Annotated in this window: 24 protein-coding genes and 1 riboswitch; all 24 genes read right to left on the bottom strand. The window is 52.5% G+C overall.

What is annotated here, in order from left to right; translation table 11 throughout:
• Positions 1-46 precede the first annotated feature (46 nt).
• The 24 genes from O9139_RS01190 to O9139_RS01075 all read right to left on the bottom strand — a co-directional run bounded on the left by O9139_RS01190 (position 47) and on the right by O9139_RS01075 (position 22,936).
• Entirely contained in the window at positions 47-1,147 is a 1,101-nt protein-coding gene (locus O9139_RS01190; protein WP_270877608.1) for a site-2 protease family protein, read from the bottom strand.
• Between the two features lie 6 nt (positions 1,148-1,153).
• A complete protein-coding gene (locus O9139_RS01185; RefSeq protein ID WP_270877607.1) occupies positions 1,154-1,519 on the bottom strand; it encodes an arsenate reductase family protein in 366 nt (121 codons plus the stop codon).
• A 389-nt stretch (positions 1,520-1,908) separates the two neighbouring features.
• Positions 1,909-2,856 carry an RluA family pseudouridine synthase gene (locus O9139_RS01180; protein ID WP_270877606.1) on the bottom strand — a complete coding sequence of 316 codons (948 nt, stop codon included), beginning with the start codon at positions 2,854-2,856 and terminating at the stop codon, positions 1,909-1,911.
• Positions 2,853-3,422, bottom strand: a complete 570-nt coding sequence (locus O9139_RS01175) for a cob(I)yrinic acid a,c-diamide adenosyltransferase (RefSeq protein WP_270877605.1) — start codon at positions 3,420-3,422, stop codon at positions 2,853-2,855. The genes O9139_RS01180 and O9139_RS01175 overlap by 4 nt, the downstream gene beginning before the upstream one ends.
• Positions 3,419-4,999, bottom strand: coding sequence for a cobyric acid synthase (locus O9139_RS01170; RefSeq protein ID WP_270877604.1), 1,581 nt, complete (start codon positions 4,997-4,999; stop codon positions 3,419-3,421). The genes O9139_RS01175 and O9139_RS01170 overlap by 4 nt, the downstream gene beginning before the upstream one ends.
• Positions 4,996-6,117, bottom strand: a complete 1,122-nt coding sequence (cobD, locus tag O9139_RS01165; protein WP_270877603.1) for a threonine-phosphate decarboxylase CobD — start codon at positions 6,115-6,117, stop codon at positions 4,996-4,998. The genes O9139_RS01170 and cobD overlap by 4 nt, the downstream gene beginning before the upstream one ends.
• A 21-nt stretch (positions 6,118-6,138) precedes the next feature.
• Entirely contained in the window at positions 6,139-6,972 is an 834-nt protein-coding gene (gene cobS, locus O9139_RS01160) for an adenosylcobinamide-GDP ribazoletransferase (protein WP_270877602.1), read from the bottom strand.
• Positions 6,945-7,925 (bottom strand): adenosylcobinamide-phosphate synthase CbiB, encoded by a 981-nt coding sequence (gene cbiB, locus O9139_RS01155; RefSeq protein ID WP_270877601.1) that lies wholly within the window; start codon positions 7,923-7,925, stop codon positions 6,945-6,947. Before cbiB ends, cobS begins: the two co-directional genes overlap by 28 nt.
• A gap of 31 nt (positions 7,926-7,956) precedes the next feature.
• Entirely contained in the window at positions 7,957-8,523 is a 567-nt protein-coding gene (cobU, locus tag O9139_RS01150; RefSeq protein ID WP_270877600.1) for a bifunctional adenosylcobinamide kinase/adenosylcobinamide-phosphate guanylyltransferase, read from the bottom strand.
• A gap of 22 nt (positions 8,524-8,545) precedes the next feature.
• The gene (gene cobT, locus O9139_RS01145) at positions 8,546-9,598 is read right to left on the bottom strand and encodes a nicotinate-nucleotide--dimethylbenzimidazole phosphoribosyltransferase (RefSeq protein ID WP_270877599.1); all 1,053 of its coding nucleotides are present in this window, start codon (positions 9,596-9,598) and stop codon (positions 8,546-8,548) included.
• On the bottom strand, positions 9,570-10,391 hold the full coding sequence (locus O9139_RS01140) for a heme ABC transporter ATP-binding protein (RefSeq protein WP_270877598.1): 822 nt from the start codon (positions 10,389-10,391) through the stop codon (positions 9,570-9,572). The genes cobT and O9139_RS01140 overlap by 29 nt, the downstream gene beginning before the upstream one ends.
• A 5-nt stretch (positions 10,392-10,396) precedes the next feature.
• A complete protein-coding gene (locus O9139_RS01135) occupies positions 10,397-11,434 on the bottom strand; it encodes a FecCD family ABC transporter permease (protein WP_270877597.1) in 1,038 nt (345 codons plus the stop codon).
• On the bottom strand, positions 11,434-12,471 hold the full coding sequence (locus O9139_RS01130) for an ABC transporter substrate-binding protein (RefSeq protein WP_377525196.1): 1,038 nt from the start codon (positions 12,469-12,471) through the stop codon (positions 11,434-11,436). Before O9139_RS01130 ends, O9139_RS01135 begins: the two co-directional genes overlap by 1 nt.
• Positions 12,472-12,630: 159 nt before the next feature.
• Positions 12,631-12,829, bottom strand: a riboswitch (cobalamin riboswitch).
• 77 nt (positions 12,830-12,906) lie between these two features.
• Positions 12,907-13,443, bottom strand: coding sequence for a hypothetical protein (locus tag O9139_RS01125; RefSeq protein WP_270877595.1), 537 nt, complete (start codon positions 13,441-13,443; stop codon positions 12,907-12,909).
• 65 nt (positions 13,444-13,508) lie between these two features.
• Positions 13,509-13,775 carry an aspartyl-phosphate phosphatase Spo0E family protein gene (locus tag O9139_RS01120; RefSeq protein ID WP_270877594.1) on the bottom strand — a complete coding sequence of 89 codons (267 nt, stop codon included), beginning with the start codon at positions 13,773-13,775 and terminating at the stop codon, positions 13,509-13,511.
• A 67-nt stretch (positions 13,776-13,842) separates the two neighbouring features.
• Positions 13,843-15,048: an aminotransferase class I/II-fold pyridoxal phosphate-dependent enzyme gene (locus O9139_RS01115; protein ID WP_270877593.1), complete on the bottom strand. Its 1,206-nt coding sequence runs from the start codon at positions 15,046-15,048 to the stop codon at positions 13,843-13,845.
• A gap of 15 nt (positions 15,049-15,063) precedes the next feature.
• On the bottom strand, positions 15,064-15,555 hold the full coding sequence (locus tag O9139_RS01110; RefSeq protein ID WP_270877592.1) for an Lrp/AsnC family transcriptional regulator: 492 nt from the start codon (positions 15,553-15,555) through the stop codon (positions 15,064-15,066).
• A 129-nt stretch (positions 15,556-15,684) separates the two neighbouring features.
• Positions 15,685-15,978, bottom strand: a complete 294-nt coding sequence (locus O9139_RS01105) for a hypothetical protein (protein WP_270877591.1) — start codon at positions 15,976-15,978, stop codon at positions 15,685-15,687.
• Positions 15,979-16,153: 175 nt separating this feature from the next.
• The gene (cysK, locus tag O9139_RS01100; RefSeq protein ID WP_270877636.1) at positions 16,154-17,062 is read right to left on the bottom strand and encodes a cysteine synthase A; all 909 of its coding nucleotides are present in this window, start codon (positions 17,060-17,062) and stop codon (positions 16,154-16,156) included.
• 74 nt (positions 17,063-17,136) lie between these two features.
• Positions 17,137-18,450, bottom strand: coding sequence for an MFS transporter (locus tag O9139_RS01095; RefSeq protein ID WP_270877590.1), 1,314 nt, complete (start codon positions 18,448-18,450; stop codon positions 17,137-17,139).
• A gap of 112 nt (positions 18,451-18,562) precedes the next feature.
• A complete protein-coding gene (locus tag O9139_RS01090) occupies positions 18,563-19,057 on the bottom strand; it encodes a hypothetical protein (protein WP_270877589.1) in 495 nt (164 codons plus the stop codon).
• A 155-nt stretch (positions 19,058-19,212) separates the two neighbouring features.
• Positions 19,213-19,632 (bottom strand): DUF350 domain-containing protein, encoded by a 420-nt coding sequence (locus O9139_RS01085; protein ID WP_270877588.1) that lies wholly within the window; start codon positions 19,630-19,632, stop codon positions 19,213-19,215.
• Positions 19,633-19,713: 81 nt separating this feature from the next.
• Complete coding sequence (locus tag O9139_RS01080) at positions 19,714-20,391, bottom strand: PspA/IM30 family protein (protein WP_270877587.1); 678 nt, start codon at positions 20,389-20,391, stop codon at positions 19,714-19,716.
• Between the two features lie 184 nt (positions 20,392-20,575).
• Positions 20,576-22,936, bottom strand: coding sequence for an endonuclease MutS2 (locus O9139_RS01075; RefSeq protein WP_270877586.1), 2,361 nt, complete (start codon positions 22,934-22,936; stop codon positions 20,576-20,578).
• Positions 22,937-22,957 lie beyond the last annotated feature (21 nt).

The raw sequence follows: 22,957 nt of genomic DNA, 5'->3' as shown, positions 1-22,957 counted from the left end.
TCGACCTCTTTATTAATAATTAATGGCATAAATGATTGCACAAAACTTAAAGAATGTTTACTTGATGTACAAGTCTTATCATATATAGCAAAAATAAGGCGAGACCCAGATACGCAGCGCCAAATGCCCAGCGGGTGCGGGTTGGCACCTCATAATATTGATCATGCTGCCCAAGCGGTGCGAAATCGACACGAATTTGCAAGCCGAGATGGAAGCCATTGTCTTTTTGCAAGCGTTCGACTTTGAACACCTGGACTTTCTTGATCAACGCCTGCTGCGGCAAATAAGCACGGCCTTCAAAGCCGATGGCCGACCAATACAGCACAAGGCATTGACGCCCCTCTGACGGTCCTTGCAGATCCGTGAACGTCGTAAATTCCAGCTCACGAGTATGGTTTTCGCCTGGAATGATATACCCTTGCTGCAGCAAATGCTCAGCCGGGAATTCAAAGCGCGTCGCAACAGAAACGATTTCCTGGCGATGGCGAAACTTAACATACTTTTTATATAGATCCCAGGCAAACATCGCCCAAATGATGAGAAAAATGACTCTGCTCATGTTGCTATTCAAGTAATAAATAAACACTAAGCCGCCGATCAAGCCGACTACCCATAACCAGCGGGTTACAGCTGTCGCGATGCGGCCCCCGTCCAGCGGATGGATCGGCAGCAGATTGATCAGATTCAAATAAAAGGCTGCGTAAGCTACCGATACAAGCACAGGTGAATGCATGGCATATCCCAGCCCGAATGCGGCAATGGCGCCGACCGTGCCCAGCAAGGGGCCGCCGATACCGATGAAAGCCTCGGTCACTGCATCCGTGGGATTCTTCTTCATCGTAATCAGCGCGCCAAGGAACGGAATGAACACAGGGGCCGATACAGGGAGCCCTTTTATTTTGGCAGCGATGACATGCCCGATTTCATGAATAAGGATCATGAGCACAAGACCGATGGCAAAAGGCAGTGGGGCGAGGAAAGCGTATGCCCATACCGTAATGAACATGCTGATAATCGCGCCGCCGATTTTACCGAACTTCAGTGCGGCCAGAAGGAACTTCGCCTGGGAAAGCAGCACGGCGATCATGCCGCCGAATGCCCAGGGCGACTTTTTTTTCTCACTGTTTGGCTTCTGCTTTGGCTCCAAATTGCTTCACCCTTTCGCCCATACGGCCTCGAAATCAGCTTCCTTAAAGCCTACCGTTACGCGCTTGCCATCCGTGACGATCGGTCGCTTAATTAAGCGGCCATTGGATGCCAGCAGCTCCACCATTTGCTCTTCGGACATGCCCGGCAGCTTATCCTTCAGTCCCATCTCCTTGTACACTTCACCTGAGGTGTTGAAAAACTTTTTTATACCGAGGCCGCTGTCGGCGATCAGCTTTCTCAGCTCATCAGCTGGAGGCGGGCTATCAAATAACGGAACGTTTTCTGTAATATCTACATCGTTCGCTTTCAACCATTTCAACATGCTTCGGCATGTGCCGCATTTGTCGTAGCAGAATACTTTAACTCCCATGATGTAAGCTCCTTTAAATGTATAAGTATTGTAAGTAAAATTTTGGGCTAATCGAGGCGGAAAGTCAAGTTATGCAAGGTCGGAAGCCCCGTTCATTAGCATCAACAAAAATGATAAAGGTCGATGTTTCTTCAAAGCAGCTTATTCAGCGTGCTCAAGGCAAAATAGGATATTTCTAGCAATTTATATACAAGTGGAGGGTACACGCGGTTTCTGAGAGCAGGAAATGGACAGAAATGCGGGAAATGGAGCAGTTCTTTGGAGAAAAAGGCGCAGGCTAAGCGCCATGATGAAGAAGCTGCAGCCAGAGGGACTGCGCTTCCATATACCAAAGGCCCCGCCTGCAAAGCGGGGCTCAAGGCTGTATTGGCGGCTGCGACGCGCCTTACTTACGATTCGCCTCGCAGCCAGCTCTGTAGATCGCCCAAGTCAGCTGGCAGCGGCGCGTTATACTCAGTCCATTCCCGGGTGCCGGGATGGACGAAGCCAAGCCTCGCCGCATGCAGCGCCTGCCGGCTCAACCGCTCAGCGGCTTCGGCAGCAGCCGGGCCGTCTTCGAACTCGGGCAGCGTATACATTTTGTCGCCGAGCAGCGGATGGCCCAAATGCTTCATATGCACGCGGATTTGATGCGTCCGGCCCGTCTCCAGCCACAATCGGACGAGCGCGGCCTTTCCGTATTGTTCCACAACTTCATAATGAGTAACGGCGGAATACCCGCTAGGCGTCACAATCCTTATGTGCGGCTGCTCAGGATCTCGGTCGATGGGTTCATTCACCGTACCGCTCTGTTCCGTGAAGCGCCCCCAGACGAAGGCGAGGTACTCTTTTTTCACCTCATGGTGGATCATTTGCTCGGAAATTTGCTGGTGAACATAAGGGTTCTTGGCAATCGCCAGCACACCTGAAGTCTCCTGGTCCAAGCGGTGCACAGGGCGGAATCTGCAGGTAATGCCTAGCTGCTGCCAGTGATAGACAACCGCGTTGGCAATCGTATTCACATAATGCCCGTGCGTCGGATGGACGATGATGCCGGCATCTTTGGCGACGATAAGCAGCTGTTCATCTTCATGAATAATGTGCAGGGGCAAATCTTGCGGCAAAATGTCCTCCGACTGCTCCTCCTCCATGCGGACCTCTATGCGGTCACCGGCTTTGACCTTTATGCTGATATATTGACGGGCGCCATTGACCGTAATGCCCTGTTCCGTCAGCTTAAGCCGGGACAGCAGCTTGCGGGACACCATTAATCGTTTTTGTAAAATCGTCTTTAAAATAAATCCATCTTCCTCAGGAGGAACGATGTAAACAAGCGGTTCATAGTAAGTCGTGCTCATGATTTGCGTCTAAACACCTCGGCGCTGCGCACATACTCGACATCAGCAACTTGTTCGCGATGATTGGCAGTACGGGCAATAGTAAAAAACAGATCGGACAGGCGGTTCAAATAGCGCCGCACTTCCGGGTTGATCTCCTGCGTGCGGGCTAACGTCACCACCCGGCGCTCTGCCCGGCGGCATACGGTGCGGCACACATGGAGCGTGGAAGACACGGTGCTGCCGCCCGGTAAAATAAAACGGGTAATGTCAGGCGTCTCCGCATCGTACTTATCGATCCAGCCTTCCAGCGCATCGACCATCTCCGCCGTTACCTTGTAAGGACGCAGCTCCTGCTTCAGCAGCGCCAAGTCCGAGCCGCAATCGAACAGCTCATGCTGCACCTGCAGCATGTCTTCAAGCAGATCAGCGTAAATATCCGGATTCATGAAACTCATCGCCTGACCCAGGAAGCTGCCCAGCTCATCGACAGTGCCATAGGCTTCAACGCGCGCATCATCTTTATCGACTCGTCCGCCGATCACGCCGGTTTGGCCGGCATCACCTGTACGCGTATAAATTTTCATCGGCTCCCACTCTCCTTCATCCCCATCATCTCATAAATACGCGGCATATCCAAATGGCGGCGTACATGCTCAGCGAGCCGTTCAAAAGCCGCCTCTCTCCGCTCTTTATACCGAAGCTCCGCTTCGAGCGGCTGCAGCCCTTTTGCGAGGCGAACCGCATTCAGCCAAGCCCGGCGGAAATCATCGTTGTGCAAAATCCCATGCACATAAGTCCCCCAAATGCGCCCGTCTGCTGCGGCCGCCCCATCTCCATGACCGTCGGCCTCTCCGCCTGCATAACCATCGCCATCGCCATAGATAAGAAACGGAGCATCGACAGCCTCCAAGTAAGTGGTCCGGCCCATATGGATTTCATAGCCTTCTATCGGCATACCCTCACCATCCCGGGCAAAAAGCGAACTGCTTCCCTGCACCTGAACAGTCCGCTTGTGCGGGGTAAACACCGTCTCCGTCGCCAGCAGGCCCAGCCCGTCCAGCTCCGGGTGATCCGCTTCACAACCTAGCGGGTCGAGCAGCCGCTGACCGAGCATCTGGTAGCCTGCACATATGCCGGCGACCCAACCTTGCTCTTCTCTAGCAAAGCGGACGATCCGCGCAGCAAGCCCTGACGCATGGAGATCGTGCAGATCGTCCATCGTGTTTTTGCTGCCGGGCAGCAGCACGACGTCAGGCTGCCCCCATTCGGACAAGTTCGAGATATAGCGAAAATGTACATCTTTTTCCTCTTGCAGCGGATCGAAGTCCGTAAAATTCGATAAGCGTGGCAGACGAATAACCGCAATGTCCAGCTGGCCCTTCGCTTTATGCGGCGATTGCTCACGATAAAGCTGCGCTCTTTTGGCATCGAGTGAAGCGCTGTCTTCATCTTCAATACCCAGCTGCGGCAAATAAGGGATGACGCCAAGCACAGGCTTGCCCGTCCGCTGCTCCAGCCAGTCTAGGCCAGGCTGCAGCAGACTCACATCTCCGCGGAATTTATTAATAATAAATCCCTTCACCCGCTCCCGTTCCTCCGTAGTCAAAATGTCCAACGTGCCGACGATGGAAGCGAACACACCGCCCCGATCGATATCCGCTACGAGCAAGACCGGCGCATTCGCCCACCCCGCCATGCGCATATTTACGATATCGCGATCCTTCAAGTTCACCTCGGCTGGACTTCCAGCCCCCTCCAGCACGACAACGTCGCATCCGCTGCGGAGCCGGGCAAGTGCATCCTTGACAATTTGCTCAGCCAGCGGTAAATACGATTCCCGATAAGCTCTGGCATCGAGATCGGCATACGGCTTCCCATGGACAACCACCTGCGCGACCATGTCCTGTTTAGGCTTCAGCAGAATCGGATTCATATCGGTCGTCGCCAATATTTTGCAGGCATCGGCTTGTACCCCTTGAGCGCGTCCGATTTCTTTGCCGTCAAACGTCACATAGGAGTTAAGTGACATATTTTGTGATTTGAAAGGCGCCGTGCACCAGCCATCCTGCACCAAGATGCGGCACAAAGCGGCGGTGATGATGCTTTTCCCCACATCTGATGCTGTGCCTTGAATCATGATCGTTGCCGCTTTTGAAGTCATAAGCCCCCTCCTGCATGCCCCTCGTCGCTAGCCGAAGCGCCAAGTTGTTGCAGCATGTCAGCCAAGCCCCTAATCAACCGCTCATTATCCTCGCGAAGGCGTACAGCGACCCGGACATATCGCTCATTCAGCCCCGCAAACAAAGAAGCATCCCGGATCAAAATACCTTGCCGCCCCATATACAGCTGCGCTTGCTTCACCGTAATGCCCATGGAGGCAGGGAACGCAAACAGCACAAAATTGACCTCACTCGGCACCACATCCAGCCCCAGCCCAGCCAACTCGCCGATCAGCCAAGACTTCTCCGTCTCCAGCCATCTGCGGCTCTCCTGCTCAAAACCTTCGTCATCCAGCACCCCGCAGCCGATCCGCTGCGCAATATCATTGACGCTCCACTGTACTTGCAGCGCTTTGATGCGCTTGATCCAATCCGGGTGCGCCACCATGAAGCCCAAGCGAATGCCCGGGATGGCATAAAATTTGGTCATCGAGCGAATGACGAACACATTGCGGCTTGAAGCAGCCCGCTGCAGCATCGAGACTTGCTCTTCGTGCGGAACAAAATCCATGAACGCCTCGTCAATGACCAGCTGCCGGCTGCTTTTCGCCAAATGATCGAGCAGCGGCTTCGGAATCAGCCGGCCCGTCGGATTGTTGGGATGCCCCAGGAAGAGCAGATCGCTCGCCTGACAGGCATTCTCCGCATCATCGGCCTGCAGCACATAGCTATGTCGCTCGTGAAGGGGCACCTCATGGATGCGGCCTCCCGTCTTGACGACAGCCTCCTCATATTCGCTAAACGACGGCCGTGCCAAAGCGGTGACGCCAGGCTTAAGCACCCTCACCGTCAAATCGATCAGCTCCGCCGCCCCGTTGCCTACGAGAATACTCTCGACAGGAACCTTATATCGGTGAGCCAGCTTATGACGGAGCTCGCGCACGGCTGGATCGGGATATTTCACAATATCCCGCCAATGCTCCCGAAATATATCCGCCACAATCGCTGGCGGTCCCAGCGGGTTCATATTGGAACTAAAATCCAGAAACTGCTCCTTCGGGCGTCCAAATGTTTCTTCAGCCGTCCACAGATCGCCACCGTGACCATATCGCTCCAGCATGCAGCCTCTCCCCTTTCCACTTCATCGATTCACCATAATGACGACTGCAAGCAGCAGAAGCCCTTCCAACAGTTCATTCAAGGCACCGTACGTGTCTCCCGTCAGCCCGCCTAATTTGCGGCTTATGTACGTAGCGATCAGCCAACCCAGCAGCACGGATGCTCCGGCGATAAGCAAAGCAACCGCCCATACAGGAACCCCAGCCAGCAATCGCTCAGGCCCCAGCCACGCTACAACCAGCACAGATGCTATGGCGATCAGTGCAGACAGCAGCACATCGCTGCGGGTGACTCCGCGAAACAGGCTGCCCAGACCTGACTCCTGCCGGGCGTAAGGCCAGCCATAAATGGCAAAGGCCATGAACCATCGGCTCCAGACGGGAATCATGACCAGGCATATGCTTGCGGTCCGCCAACCGCCTTCCTGTTCACCGGAGATCAGACTGTACAGCAAGGAAACTTTCAACAGCAGATGCAGGACACAGACGATGACCCCCATGGCACCGACCCGGCTGTCCTTCATAATTTCCAGCATTTGCTCTCGCGGCCGGTGACTCAGGATGCCGTCGGCCGTATCCATTAGCCCGTCCAGGTGCAAGCCGCCGGTTAACGCCACCCACACAGCCAGCAGCAGCACCGCTGCTGGCAGCGGAGGAAGCATCCATCGCAGCCCCGTGCCCGTAAGGAGCAGCAGCAGCCCGATCGCGAGCCCCGCCAGCGGATAGAAGACAACGCTCCGGCGAAACACCTGAGCGGTATATTGAATTTGCACGGGAACCGGCAGTCTGGTCAAAAATTGAAATGCCGCCACGGCCCCGTGCAGCCAGCCTACCATAACGCTCCGAGCAGTACGCATAGGAGTCCTCCCATCACGATCAAACTGACGCCGTACAGCATCCGTACGGCGAGGACAATATCCCGCTGCGTCCGCTCCCGCAGCGGCCAGCCCAGCCGGGCGCGCTCGCTCGCCACGCCGCCGTAGACGTTCAGCCCGCCAAGCTCGATCCCGAGCGCTCCGGCTACCGCCGACTCGGGAATGCCGCTGTTCGGGCTAGGGTGCAAGTGCGCGCAGCGGCGTACCGCTTGCGCTGCGCGTACAGGCGACAGCCCCGGCTGCAGCAGGGCTGTGAGGACAAGCAGGATACCCGTCAGTCTGGCCGGTATCCAGTTCAAGACGTCGTCGAAACGCGCCGACGCCCAGCCCATATAGCGGTACCGCTCATTCCGGTACCCGACCATCGAATCGAGCGTATTTGACGCTCGATAGAACATCGCCAGCGGCGCTCCGCCGAGCAGCGCGTAAAACAAGGGCGAAATGACCGCGTCCACGATGTTTTCGGCCACGGTCTCGACCACGGCGCGCGTCAGCTCGTTTTCTTCCAGCTTCTCCGTATCGCGCCCCACGATATAACCGGTATACTTTCGCGCATCCGCCAAGTTCCCTTCGCGCAGCGGTTCGTAGACTTGATATGCGGCGTCCTTTAATCCTTTGATAGCAATCGTCGTGGAAATCAGCCACGTGTTCACTGCATAGCCCAACCATTCATGAATCGAGCGGGCAGCGAGCACCAGCAGAAGGACGACAGTAAAGCTAAGCAGCACCGTAGTGCTGGTTAGAACCACGCCTCTGAACCTTAACTGGGCAGCGCCGATATTCCGGCCTTTGCGCAGCTTGCCTTCCATCCAGCGAATCCAGCGCCCGATCCATATGACCGGATGCGTCGGCCATTTCGGATCGCCGACGAGCCAATCGATGAGAATGGCAGCAGCCGTCATCGCTGCAGTTTCCTGCCATGAATACAACCACATGCTCCATCACCGTTCCATGCTTAAAGGCTGTCTATTCCAACCGGTAAGCTCTGCTTTTTAACTCTATAGGAATGCCTGCCGTCACGAGAAACACCTGCTGACAAATGCCCGCTAACCGTTGATTCATCCGCCCGGCCAAATCGCGATACAACCGTCCCAGCGGATATTCGGGCACAATCCCGCTGCCGACTTCGTTGGTCACCAGCACCAAGTGTCCACTGTATGCGGACACTGCCTCTGCCAGCTCGTCCACACGCTTCATCACCTTAGCTGCGGCATCCGGCTCCTCTTCGTGGCGGAGCAGCCAGTTGGACAGCCAGAGGGTGAGACAGTCGACGAGCACCACCGCTTCCGCGCTGCCTCCCGTGGACTGCAGCTGAAGCAAAAGCTCCTGCAGCGCGTAAGGCTCCTCCCAGGTATCCCACGGATACCCGGTGGCGAGCCGCTGCTGCTGGTGCAGAGCGATTCGCTCCCGCATTTCCTCATCATAGATGTGGGAGGTCGCGATATAGACCCCCCGCTCGCTGCGGCGCATCGCGAACTGCTCGGCAAAAGCGCTCTTGCCGCTGCGCGCGCCGCCCGTTACCAAAACCGCCATCGCTCCGCGCCTCCTTTGCCTGTTAGCTGCGCGACACGCCTGCGCTATCGAATGTCGCCATCTCTCTCATGATCTTGCCTGCAGCATCGATCAGGTTAAAACAGAGCACCGCGCCTGTCCCTTCGCCCAGACGCATATCCATCTGCAGCATCGCTTCCAGGCCCACCGCTTCAAGCAGCTTGCCGTGCCCCTGCTCGTGCGACAAATGCGAGGCAAGCATGTAGGACGCGCTTAGCGGTGCCAGCTTGCTCGCCACAAGCGCTGCCGCCGACGAGATGAAGCCGTCGATCACGACAGGGCAGCGATTCTTGGCTGCGCCGAGAATCACCCCGACGAGTCCGGCGATCTCCAGTCCGCCGACCTTGGCCAGCACGTCCAGAGCGTCTTCCTTGGCAGGCTCGTTGATTTCCAAAGCCTTTTTCACGACGTCGACCTTATGGCGCCATCGCTCATCATCAATTCCCGTCCCCCGGCCTACAGCCAGGCCGGCGTCAACGCCAGTCAGCGCGCACAGAATAGCAGCGCTGGCCGTCGTATTGCCGATGCCCATGTCGCCAGTGGCGAATAAGCTGTAGCCTTGGGCCGCATAGTCATCTACGACTGCTGCGCCTTCCAGGATCGCCTGAACGGCTTCCTCCCTCGTCATTGCCGCTTCGCGCGCCATATTGCGCGTTCCCTTGCGAACCTTACGCGCGACGAGCGCAGGATGTTCCAGGTCCGCGTTCACGCCGATGTCCACGCAGACGACATCCGCACCGGCGTGCCTTGCAAGCACATTCACCGCAGCGCCGCCGTTCAAGAAGTTTAAGACCATCTGCGGCGTCACCTCCGCTGGGAAGGCGCTGACGCCTTCCTCGCAGACGCCGTGATCACCTGCCATCACGATGACCGCTTTCTTGTTGAATAGCGGCATCACTTCGCCTGTAATGCCTGCTACTTGACGAGCGATATCTTCCAGCTTGCCTAAGGAGCCCGGCGGCTTCGTCAACTGGTCCAAATGCTGGCTGGCCAGCTCAAAAAATTCATGCTGAATCGGCTTTATGCTTTCAATCACTTGATTTAATTGTTGTCTCATCCTTGTTCCTCCATAATGTTTGGCCTGGCTGCAATAAAACTTGCGGAGCACGGTTAACCGGATGCTGTAGCACGATCGGCTCTGTCCCGTACACCTGCTCGATGAGCCCGGCCTTAATAATTTCTTCCGGTGTTCCGATTGCGGCCACCTTCCCTTGATGCAAAACCATCAACCGGCTGCAATACTGCGCTGCCAAATTCAAATCGTGCAGCACAGCGACAACGGTTAACGACGATTCGCGCTGCCATTCCCGGATATAATCCATCATTTGGACCTGATATCCGATATCCAAAAATGTCGTCGGTTCGTCCAGCATGAGCAGTTGCGGCTGCTGAGCCATCACCTTGCCGAGCGCGACACGCTGGCGTTCGCCACCGCTGAGCCGTTCAATGGTCCGATGAACGAGTGGAGACAGGTTCAGCTTCTCGATAATGTGCGCGATCTGTTCATCCGTATCCTCGGCGTCCCCGCCAAGCCACGTTTGAAAAGGATATCTTCCCATGCTGATGACCTCTTTGACGGTGAACCCGACCGGAGGCAGCGCGTCCTGCTGCAGGACGGCAAGCCAGCGGGCCAGCTCTTTACGAGTGTAAGCCTTCACCGGCCGCCCCTTTAATTGGATATCGCCTGCATCCGCAGCATCCACGCCTGAAATGAGGCGCAGCAGGGTCGACTTCCCGCTGCCGTTTGGGCCGATAATGCCGAGGCATTCGCCCGGACTCACCGTAAAGCTGACATCTTCCAGCACCTGCTGCCCTCGAAAGCTTTTGGATAGCTGCTCCACTTCAATCATCGCAATCAACCTCTTTGTGTTTTCTTATCCTTATGTAACAAGTAGGCAAAAAATGGCGCTCCCAAAAAAGCAGTAATGACGCCAAGCGGAATTTCCGTCGGGCTGAGCAGGCTTCTCGCCAACGTGTCCGCCCATAACACATATAGCCCTCCGCCAATCGCAGACAGCGGTAAAATCAAGCGGTAATCCGGCCCCACGAGCAGCCGCACCAAATGCGGCACGATCAGCCCGACGAAGCCGATCACCCCCGCAACGGATACGGCAGCAGCTGTAATAAATGTGGCGGTGATCAGCACGACAAGCTTCGTCCGCTCCACGTGAACCCCCAGATGCGAGGCCTGGCGTTCGCCAAGCGCGAGCAAATTAAGCGGCCTCGCGTAGCAGATTAAGACGATGAAGCCCACCAGCAGATAAGGCAGCAGCATCAGCGTATACGACCATCCTCGCATGGCCAGAGAGCCCATCAGCCAAAACATGATTTCATTAATGACTTGCTTCGAGAGGGACACCATGAACGACACCATCGCTCCCAAAAAGGCCTGCATCACAACTCCGGATAAAATAAGAGTCTCCAGCTTCAGCTTCCCGTCGATCTGCGCCAGTTGGAGCACTAATAACAAAGATATAAGTCCGGTAGCAAACGCTACGACAGGAATGGACCATTGCCCGAACCAAGCATATTGCAGCCCAAAATAGATCAAAAAGGCGGCGCCGACCGAAGCTCCGGACGATACCCCCAAGGTATAGGGATCGGCGAGCGAATTGCGCAGCACGCCTTGGAATGCCGTACCGGCTATAGACAGGGCAGCGCCTACAAGCACCCCGAGCAGCACACGGGGCAGCCGTACCTTCATCACAATTTGCTCGGACGATTGCGGCCAGGTGACGTCGATGTGCCCGCCCACATAGGGCAGCTGCTTGATCAGAATAGTGGCGATTTGCGGCACCGGCAGCTTCGCTGTTCCGAGCGATACACTGATCAGAATAGAAAGAAGAAGGAGTATAACACCTACTCCTCCCCACAGCACTAATTTTCTGTTCATTATTTCACCAGCTCGGGGTACATGCCTTTCGCCATTTCAAGCAGCCCGTCGGTTAATCTCGGACCTGGACGGCTTAGCAGGTTTTGATCGACACCGATCACTCGATTGTTTTTCACCGCATCGATTTGATCCCAGCCGCTGCGTGAACGAATGATGTCGTCCAGCGGTTTTTTCGTCTTATCATCAACAAATCCTTGGGCGAACAAAATGACGTTCGGATTTTGCTGAATAATTTTCTCCTCGCTGATTTGGTACCAGCCCGGCTTCTCAGCGGCCACATTGACGCCGCCGGCAATTTTAACCAACTCGTCCATGAACTCGCCGCTGCCAACCGTCCAACCAGGGCTGAATTCGATATACACTTTCTTCTTCTGATCGGCCGGAACATTTTTCACAGCGTCCACCACTTTCTGGCGGTCGTCTTTCATTTTGGATACGACCTTGTCCGCTTGCTCCTGATGATCGGTGATCAGACCAAACGTCTGAATATCGGCCATGGCGTCATCCAATGTTTTCGGCTCGACTTTGAACACGGTAATGTTCATCGCGCGCAGCTTTTCAACCGATTCTTTGCTCATCGAAACGCCGGTGAACACCACACTGGCATTTGCGGCAATAAGCGCTTCCTCGTTCGGCTTGGTGATGCCGCCCATCTTGGGCTTCGCTTTCGCCGCTTCCGGGTAATCGTCAAAGTCGGAAACGCCGACGATTTGATCACCTAAGCCCAGCGCGAACAATCCCTCTGTCTCCGCAGGAGATACAGAAACGATGCGATCCGGCGCCTTGTCAAAAGTAAACTCCTTGCCCGTCGCATCCTTGACTTTCAACGGATACTGCGTCTTCTTCGCAGCAGCCGGAGCCGCACTAGCCGCAGGTGCCGATGCTGCTGGCGCCTTCGGCGGCTTGGCTGTCGAGCCGCCTCCCAGCTTCGCCGGTTCCGTCAGCTCCGGCTCTTTCTTGCCGCAGCCCGTCAAGCTCACGGCTGTAACGAAGGCTGCCGTCAGCAGCATCGTTTGCTTCCATCTTTTTAAGCGCATTCGTATGTACCTCATTTCTTTTTTATGCTTTCGACCGTCATGACCGCAGACATAAAAAAACCTCCGTTCCACAGGAACAGAGGGGACGATAAACTCGGAAAGTATGGCAGACATGGAGCTGCCTCCTGATTTAACGACGCAATCCTTTTCCTCGAAGGATTCGTGAACAGTACCTAGGCAGGTCTCCTGACTTTCGGGTTTCATCTCCCTCACCTTCCCGTTCCTGCATGGAACAGTGGCAAATCGAGGGTATTTCCCGAATTACAGTGGCGGGACCGTGCCGGATTTGCACCGGCTTCCCTTTTAAGCGGCGGCTTCCTCAGAAGGAATTCGCCTGCACCTATGGCTGTATTTGGTATTCGTCTATGGGTCATGCTCTGTGTAGATTATAGACGAGTTTCCACCGTTGTACAAGACAACTTCCCGTTAGCTATTCTATTTTTGAGCAATTAGTTTCAGCACTTGCTTGGCCTCATTGATCTTCTGGGCATTTTGTGGGATGAACGCGATGAGACCTTTACCGTCAATGCCTTGATCCTTCATCCATTTATTCCCATCCAAAGGGATTCCGTATAAATGCCTCTCCGCAGGCTGGCCTTCAGAACCAATTTCCAGAACGCCACTCGGATAATCTTCCGGCTTGATGGTATCGTCCAAAGACACGAATCCGCCCTGTTTACTCAAGGAATCAAATTGCTCTTTCGGTAAAATGAAGATGCCGTTTTCCCCGGCGGCCAGCTCAACTATCATTTTTTCCAAGGAGAAAATGGGCGAGGTCACGAGCTTCACCGTTGGCGCAGCCCCGACTTTATCTTTCAACGATTGCTCCAGCTTCCCCCCAAGCTCGGCAGGGAAACCTTGCTGACCCATAACGAATACTGAAACGTCCGGCTTAGGACCGCCGCAACCAGCCAGCAGTACCATCAGCGCAACGATCGTCAGCATCAGCAGTTTCACTTGTTTGTTTTTCATGGTGAGTTCAGTACCTCCAGGAGCTTATTGTATACCGCCTCTATTTCATGAGAAAAGCCGGCTCATCACCGACTTTTTTTCCCTTTATTCATATATTCATTGATTTTATTATCAAGTTTCATACTTAGTTCAACAACGGCATCAGAAGTCATTGCTCTTCCTTCTACCACCATTTGCTCCAGCTTCCGACGAAGAGAATGAATTTCTTCTTCCAATGGAGTAAGGGAGTTGGATTTCTTGGCATGTTTGAACAACCAGTGTTGTTCGGATTCATTTTCGCGAATATGCAGATGTTTGCTAAAAGTAGATAGTTGATATTCCATAGACGCCATGCTCATCCCTCCTTACTTCCAGAATACCAGTTTTTGTCGTTATTGAACATATGTTTTTATATGAATATTACAATTTTTTAAGAAAATTACCGATCCGCTCCAGCGCTTCATTGAGCTGCGAGACGCTATAGGCGTAGGAACATCTTAAGAAGCCTTCACCGCCGAGTCCGAACACATGTCCTGGGACGGCCGCTACCTTCGCTTCATAAAGCAAGCGCTGCGCAAATTCGTCCGAGGTCATCCCCGTCTTGACGATGCTTGGGAACGCGTAGAACGCTCCTTGCGGTTCATGGCACTCCAGACCGATTTCCCTGAACCCTTTCACAACGAGTCTGCGGCGCTGGTTGTAGGACTCCATCATCCGGTCCTTCTCCTCTAGACCGTTGGTCAAAGCTTCATGTGCCGCAACCTGACCCATGATCGGTGCGCACATCACGGTGTATTGGTGGATCTTCGTCATCGCCGAGATCAGCTCAGGGTGGCCGCACGCATAGCCCATCCGCCAGCCTGTCATGGCAAACGCCTTGGAGAAACCGCTGACGAGAATGGTGCGGTCTTTCATGCCTGGCATAACGGCAAAGCTGACATGCTTCTGCCCGTAGGTAAGCTCGGCATAAATTTCGTCGGAAATGACGATTAAGTCGTTCTCTTCCACGATCTTGGCGATAGGCAACCAATCCTCATAGCTCATAATCCCCCCGGTTGGGTTGCTCGGATAGCACAGGATCAATATTTTGGAGCGTGGCGTAAGCGCCGCGCGCAAAGCTTCAGGCGTCAGCTTGAACTGATCTTTGGCAAACGTCTCGACGCCGACAGCCTTCCCACCGCTAATCGTCGTAATCGGCGAGTACGAAATATAACACGGTTCCGGGATCAAAATCTCATCCCCCGGCGTCACCAGCGCCCGCAGCGCCAAGTCGATCGCCTCACTGCCGCCGACCGTAACCAGCACTTCGTTCGTTGGCTCGTACTTCACTTGAAATGACTTATGCAAGTACTCGGCAATCGCTTCCCGAAGCTCGGGAATACCGGAATTCGGCGTATATTTGGTGCGGCCTCGTTCCAAAGAATAGACAGCCGCCTCGCGGACATGCCATGGCGTTGAGAAGTCAGGTTCGCCTACACCAAGAGAGATAATGTCCTCTTTGCTGTTGCTTACCAAATCAAAAAACTTGCGGATACCGGAAGGAGGAATCTCGCGCACCGCCGGAGACAAATAATCTTTCATCGACTTCTTCTTCTCTTGAGAAACCGTAAGTTCATCTTTGATCATAGTCTTTGCGCCTCCTTACGGCGAGACGAGCAATCGATGATCATCTTCCTGATCCTCGAAAATAATGCCGTCTTGTTTATATTTTTTTAGGATAAAATTCGTTTTGGTAGAAAGCACGCGATCAATCGGTGACAATTTATTCGATACGAAGGAAGCCACTTCCTTCAGCGAGCTGCCTTCAACTTCGACTAGCAGGTCATACGCGCCAGACATGAGATATACCGACTTTACTTCCGGATATAAATAAATCCGTTCCGCAATCGCGTCAAAGCCGCGTCCGCGTTCCGGCGTAATCTGCACTTCAATCAGGGCGGTAACCTTTTCGTCATCCACTTTACTCCAGTTTACCACTGTGTTGTATTTGACGATGACCTTATCCGCTTCCATCTCGCTTATCGCTCGCGCCACGTCGGCTTCCGCCGCACCTAACATAGTGGCGATCATCGCCGCGTCGCAACGCGCATCTTGTTTCAGTATCTCGAGAATTTTAAGCTTCAAAGTATCCATGGTTAAACCTTCCTTTCACTGATGGTTAATGGTTGATCTTTCAATCTTACAATGAATTGCAGTCCGAATTCAATCATTAAAAAAACCACTAGGATCACCCTAATGGCTGTTATACGCATAAATCATACGTTATTTTGCTTGTGACACACAAAACTTCGATTCTGCTTGCAATAATTTATTCACGGTTATCTCGATCTCGCGTTCCTTATACGCCGGACGAACATGAATGTTCATCGCTTGCTCCAGGCATCCGATACCAACGAGTTCATTCTCGTCATACACCGAAATGACGCATTGCGGACTTTCGATGTGCAGCGTCTCTTCCAACTGTATTCCGGATTGTATGCATTCGGATGTATAAGCTTGTATAAATTCCGCGAGCTGTTTCTTTTGCGGAAACTGATTCACATATGCTAATTTCATGGTTTATCCACCTTTCTACACGGTCACTCTTGTATAAATAATTATACTAATAACTGAATTTTTATTCAATACATCTGCAAATAAATATTTCCCTTCCCCCACAATACTACATGCAAAAAAAGACGGCGCCTTTCCCAAAGAAAAGCAACCGTCTTTAATCGCATTTATGTTCATTTTAAAAAATGCCCATGCTCAAATACCTCTCGCCCGTATCCGGCGCGATACAAAGCACCCGCTTGCCCGCGCCGAGCTTGCGGGCGACCTGCATCCCCGTCCAGACCGACGCCCCGGCGGACGGGCCGACGAGGATGCCCTCATACTTCGCCAGGTCCCGCGTCGTTTGCAGCGCATCCTCGTCGGCGACCTGGACGATCTCGTCATACACGCTCGTGTTCAAGTTGGCCGGGATGAAGCCCGGACTCGTCCCCACGAGCTTATGCGGCCCTGGGCTGCCGCCAGATAACACCGGAGAGCCCTTCGGCTCCACGACGTAGATCTGGATGCCCGGCAGCCGCTCCCGCAGCACCTCACCTGTCCCGGTGATGGTGCCGCCTGTTCCCGACGTCGCGACAAACGCATCGAGCCGGCCGTCCATCTGCTCGATAATCTCCAGCGCCGTCGTCGTCCGGTGAATGTCCGGATTCGCCGGATTCTCGAACTGCTGCGGAATGAAGCTGCCCGGCAGCTGCGCCCGCAGCTCCTCTGCCTTGGCGATCGCCCCCGGCATGCGCTGCGCCGCTGGCGTGAGCACCACTTCTGCTCCGTAGGCTTTGAGCAGATTAATCCGCTCTTTGGTCATATTATCCGGCATGACCAGGATGGCTTTGTAGCCTTTGGCTGCGGCATTCATCGCCAGGCCGATGCCTGTATTGCCGCTGGTCGGCTCAATGATGGTCGCGCCCGGCTGGAGCCGACCGTCCTTCTCCGCCTGCGCGATCAAGTTAAACGCGGCACGGTCCTTGACACTGCCGCTTGGATTAAAATACTCGAGCTTCACATATAGCTCGGCATCACTTTCCTGCAGCAGACGGTTAATCCGCACTGCCGGTGTATCCCCGATCAATTCCGTGATATTGTTCACCATTTTTTTATGCGTCAAAGGTTTCCCTCTCCTTCTTACAACATTATTCACATTGTCATCGGGAACCTCGTACGATGTCAAGTTTTATACAGCGCAAGCTGTTTGCGCATAAAGAACCAGGCAACCACCGTAGAACTGCCGATGAAAAGTAAAAGCAGTTTTAGCACAAGCGGTGTGGCACTCCACGATACGACCAATATAAACAGCAGCACACCGAGCACGCGTCCTGTATTTAGTCCCAATTCGCGAAGAACAACATATTCTTCCCGCTGCTTCGCACTCTCCTCACTGCAGCCAATAAGATCAAACACTGCAGAGACCATAGGAATCGAATATAACGGAAAAAAAGTGGCTGCAGCGACACCAAATAGAAGCAAAGTAAAATAATTCAGCTTCCAAAAGAACGGTACGATAATCGCCACAAGCATAATTGCCCCTATCAGCATTGCACTTTTTCTAAATCGCGGTTTTACAAACTTTCCAGCTAACCAGAAGCTAACTAAGGCTACGGCTGAATTGATCAGCACAAAATTGCCCAGACTGGCCTCGCTGCCCGTGGCGATGTAGACCAACAACCCGATCATGAAACCAAAGACGCCTTCCCGGAAGCCCTGCGCGATCTGCGCTAAAAAGACCCGAGCCCATGGCGTCCCCGCTTGCCTCAGGCAGCGCACTGGGAACATCCATTCATAGGAGCCCTGCACTTCTCGCTTTTTTAAAAAGAAACTGACGACAACACCGACTACAAAAATACCTAACGATATCGAAAAGATCAAGCGGTACCCCGCTTTATCGCCTAGCCCCACAATTAACAGACCAGAGATCCAAGGTGCTACGATCCCCGCTCCTGAGGCCAAGAGCCCTGCCCAGCCGTTATAACGGTCGCGGTTATCAGGATCAGTAACTTCAAAATAAACGACATTATAAGCGATCCAAAAAAAGCCGGTTGAAATGCCCTGCACGACCCCGAGTAGTACGAAATATTGATAACTGTATGGTCCGAGCCAAAGTACAAGCATATAAAATCCTGCCGATACCGCGACACCGGCCCGCAAGCAGTTCATTTTATTGTGCTCTTTCACCCATTTGCCGGCTAACCAGAACGTAAGGGCCATCGTTAAATGCGTCACCAACGTAAACCAGCCGATCAACGTATAATCGTTTTTCGCCTTCCAGAGATAGACACCTACAAACGTTCCTGATAACGCATTCGCTATGCCAAACAACGTATGAACAGCCAAAAGCAAAATCGTCTGGGAGTCCAGCTCCCCCTTTTTTGCAGGACGCTGCCCTGTGTCCGTTGTTTTTCCTCGTTCTTCAAAATAATTGGCCTGCCTCGGCGTTCCCGTCCATCCGGAACGAGTTCGCTGGCCGCCAGATTCCTGCTGCATGCTGCTCCACACCTTTCCCCTGGGATAGAAATAGCTCTTGTTAAGCTTCCCCAATCAGGAAAAAATATGATCAGCCAAAAAAAACCGAATCCTGCATGGATTCGGTTTCGTCCTACTCTTTTTTAATTCGTTCGACCATCAGGAGACGATCAGTATCGGACAATATTTTCTCTACTTTAAAACAAGAAGGACATACATACACATTGAAAGTAATAGGCGCAGTTAAAAATGCAGAGCCTAATGTCTTGGAAATGTGCGGTGTAAACGCACGCTCACTAATCACTTCATCTCCGGCCAGCAGCATAAACTCATGACAGTTGGAGCACTCAGGCGCCTCTTCTTGCTCATCCGAGATACGCTGAACCGCCTCTCCATAACTATCAAGTGGCATATCGCTATCGTCCCAAACAGTAGACAGATCTTCGCCCTGCTCCACATCATCCTCAAAACGGAGCGGCTGCCCTGTTTGTTTCACTGTGAGTTGAATCGAACGATAATCATTTAACTCATTAAAGCAATGCGGACATTCGTCCTCCGGTCCAATCTCAGGGTCCCACACAATCTCAGTCTGGCACCATGGACATACGATTTCCTCGTTGGCACTCATTGAATAATCCTCCACATCATCAAGCATACTTCCATAAATAATAAACCCCTGCCGCCATAAATACAAATGCTATAGCAAACAAGGTTCCCCACAGGTATTTCATTCGTTCAAGCCCCCACGACAATATGAATGCAATCTAGGTGAAGTTATCAAAATTAAGTAACGCAAGCTCCGACAACGTAGGAAAGAGATATCGAAATCATCATGGAAAGAAGACCTACTGCCTTATTATCATTTTTGATTTCCTCATCTATTTTAAAATAAGGCGTTAAAAATTCAAAGATAAAGTAAGCCACGAGTAGAAGAATAAAGCCGTACCCCGCCCAGATCAGTGAATGAATCATCGTATCATTATTCAAAATCGCAAATCGGAACAAATTGCAGATTCCGAAAATCTTGCCTCCCGTTGCCATCGCCACGGACAAATTGCCCTTTTTGATCTCAGCCCAATCATCATACTTCGTGACCAGCTCAAAAATCGTCAAAAATACCACAAGCGCGATTACAGCAACAGCAAAAAATGCAAGCGTAGCTAAATACGGGTTACTGAGCAACACATCCACCTCTTTATTCATATCAACTCCTGCCTTCCTTCGCAAAAGGTAGAAGAGACTGAGTTATCTCAGTCTCTCGCAGGTTCATTGTTTAGTATATCATTAGGATTGTTTTTTTTCAGCAAGCTTTGCTTTCATTGCAGCTAATTCGTCTTCAACGCCACCGGATTTATCAAGCTGTTCAAACTCGTCATCCAAGCTGCGGCTCTTCGCGCGGATTTCGCCGCTTGCCTGGGCTTCAGCTTCCATTTGCAGCACCTTATCATTCATGCGCTCAAAACCTTTGGCCGCGTTATCTTTGCCAAAGCCAGTCATCGCTTGGTTGATTTGCTTCTGCGCTTTTGCCGCTTCGGCACGTGCAATCAACAAATCTTTCTTGTTCTTCATCTTGCCGAACTCTTCTTTCATTTCGCTCAGCTGGTTGCGAAGTTGATCAGCATTGGTTTTAGCCAAATCATACTGACGTTTCAACTCATCGAAACGCTCTTGATGCTCTTTCTTATCCTGCAGTGCGCGGCGGGCCAAATCTTCATTCCCTTGTTCCAACGCCTTCATCGCCTGTTCAGAACGCTTCGTCACCATTTCTTCGGCTTCTTCATACTGCTGTTTGAATTTCTTCTCAATGGCGATTTGTTTCGCTACAGCAGACTCTGCTTCCAAAATGTCTTCTTCCATATCGCGAAGAAACTGATTAAGCATCTTAACCGGATCTTCCGCTTTATCCAGCAGATCGTTGATTGAAGCCATTGTCATGTCACGCAGTCTTTTGAAAATTCCCATTTGTATATTTCCTCCTAAATTAGAGAACACAGAGCCATTTCATCCAAGCAAGCTCCTGCCTCGTTTTTTTGAAATTCGTCTTTGAACAAGTATTGCAACTTCATTTTGTTTCACCGGTGCTTACACTCATTACATACGTAGCTGCAAAGACGGGGTTTCAAAATAAAATAGAATTTTTTGTAGGTTATTTCAATTCGACAACTGTGACCCCTGCGCCACCTTCGTTATAGTTGCCTATCCGATAGCTTTTTACGTGCTTGTGCCGGCGTAAATAATCCTGCATCCCGGTGCGCAATACGCCCGTTCCTTTCCCGTGGATTACATAAACTTGACCGAGATTCCCTAGGAAAGATTCATCGAGGAAGCGATCCGCTTCAATGAGCGCTTCCTCCAAATTAAGGCCGCGCAGGTCTAACTCCGTGCGGATGTTCTCATCCCGCGACCGCTTCACCGTCGTCGCAGTCTGCTGCGGCTTCTTCTGCGGCGCAGAGCCGACTTTCTCCAGGTCAGACAAGTTGACCTTCATCTTCATAATACCCAGCTGCACGATCGCCTCCGTACGGCTGGCAATCTCAACAACGTGACCCTTCTGGCCGAGGTTCACGACCCGCACTTCATCGCCGGCCTCGATCTGCTCAGGCCGCTTCTTCTGCGCACGCGCTTCGCGCTTCTCGCGCAGCTCCGGCGCCGCCTGGTCCAAGCGGCGGCGCGCTTCAATCAGCCGGTGGTCCTTGACCCCGCCGGCTTCCTCCTGCGCCATGCGACGCAGCTCGGCGATGACTTCGTCCGCCTCGCGGCGCGCTTTGGCGACAGCCTCGCGCGCTTCACGCTCGGCCTTCTCGAGCAGCTTATCACGCTGCTCGTCAAACTTCGCCTGCTTCGTCTCCAGATCGCGGCGCAGCTCTTCGGCTTCGCGGCGCAGCCGCTCAGCTTCATTGCGCTCGGATTCCGCGGTCAGCCGGTTCTCCTCCAGCGAAGCAATCATCGACTCGACGCGCATATCCTCTTCGCCGACTTGTGCCCGCGCATGCTCAATAATCCGGTGGGAGAGTCCTAAACGCTCTGCAATCGCAAAAGCATTGCTTCGCCCAGGCACACCGATAAGGAGGCGATACGTTGGACTTAGCGTCTGTACGTCGAATTCCATACTCGCATTAATAGTCCCTTGCTTTTGATATGCATATGCCTTTAACTCCGAGTAATGCGTTGTTGCAATAATCCGGCATCCAATCTGATGAATGTAATCTAAAATAGAGATTGCCAAAGCCGAGCCTTCCGCAGGATCGGTTCCTGCACCAAGTTCATCAAGCAATACCAGACTTTTCGGCGTCATGTCCCGTAAAATACTAATAATGTTCGTCATATGGCTCGAGAACGTACTTAAGTTCTGTTCAATGCTTTGTTCGTCGCCGATATCGGCATAAATCGCATCGAACACACATAGTTGACTGCCTTCTTCAGCCGGCACGAACAATCCGGACATAGCCATGAGACTAAGCAAGCCGACCGTCTTCAGCGATACCGTTTTCCCACCGGTATTAGGCCCCGTTACAATGATTTGCGTATAGTTATTCCCAAGCTCCAAATCAAGTGGAACAACCGTATCTATAGGGATTAGCGGGTGTCGGCCCCGTTTGATTTTAATAAAGCCGCGGTCATTCAATCTTGGTTGCGTAGCTTTCAGCTCTCTAGCTAAACCGGCTTTCGCGAAAATAAAATCCAATTGCGCAAGCAATTCAACGTCGGAAACAAGCAAATCGGATTGCTCCGCCACCAGCGCCGTGAGAGCGCGCAAAATCTTCTCTATTTCAACTTCTTCTTTCAGCTTAAGTTCACGGATCTTGTTATTCAATTGGACCACGGACTCCGGTTCAATAAATAACGTTGCACCTGAAGCAGATTGGTCATGAATCATCCCGCCGAAGCTAGAACGGTATTCTGCTTTAACCGGTATGACATAACGGTCGTTACGAATCGTAATTAATACATCCTGCAGCATTTTTTGAACAGAAGAACTGCGTATCATTTGCTCTAAACGCTCACGAACCCTAGCTTCGCCTGCTCTAAGCTCACTGCGAACACGGCCCAGTTCGATACTTGCGCTATCGACAACAACAGCATTTTCATCGATGCAGCTGTTAATTTTATCTTCTAATGTCTTGTTCTCACTCAGCAGCTCTACTTGATCTTTAAGCATGGGAATTGCATATTCCTCATGTACGGCAAGCACGAAACGCTTCAGTCTACGTGTGCCAAACATAGTAGTGGTAATATCAAGTAGTTCGGATGGATTCAACATTCCGCCAATACGTGAACGGTGCAAAGCAGCGCGGATGTCACGAATGCCGCCGAACGGCGCGTTTCCTTTGAGTCTTTCTACATTAGTCGCTTCATCAGTTGCCTGCAACCGCAGCTTGACTAACTCAAAATCGCCGACAGGCTCCAATTGTTCGGCAACCTCTTTGCCAAGTGAGGTTGCGGCATGATGACTCAGCTTATGTAAAATCTTTTGATATTCTAATGTTTTTAGAATTTTGTTATTCAACTTTCTCCAACCTCTTTTCTC

Source organism: Paenibacillus aestuarii, assembly GCF_027789125.1.
GTDB lineage: Bacteria > Bacillota > Bacilli > Paenibacillales > NBRC-103111 > Paenibacillus_E > Paenibacillus_E aestuarii.
The sequence above is the reverse complement of the archived record's forward strand: the minus strand, read 5'-3'. Positions and strand labels throughout refer to the sequence as shown.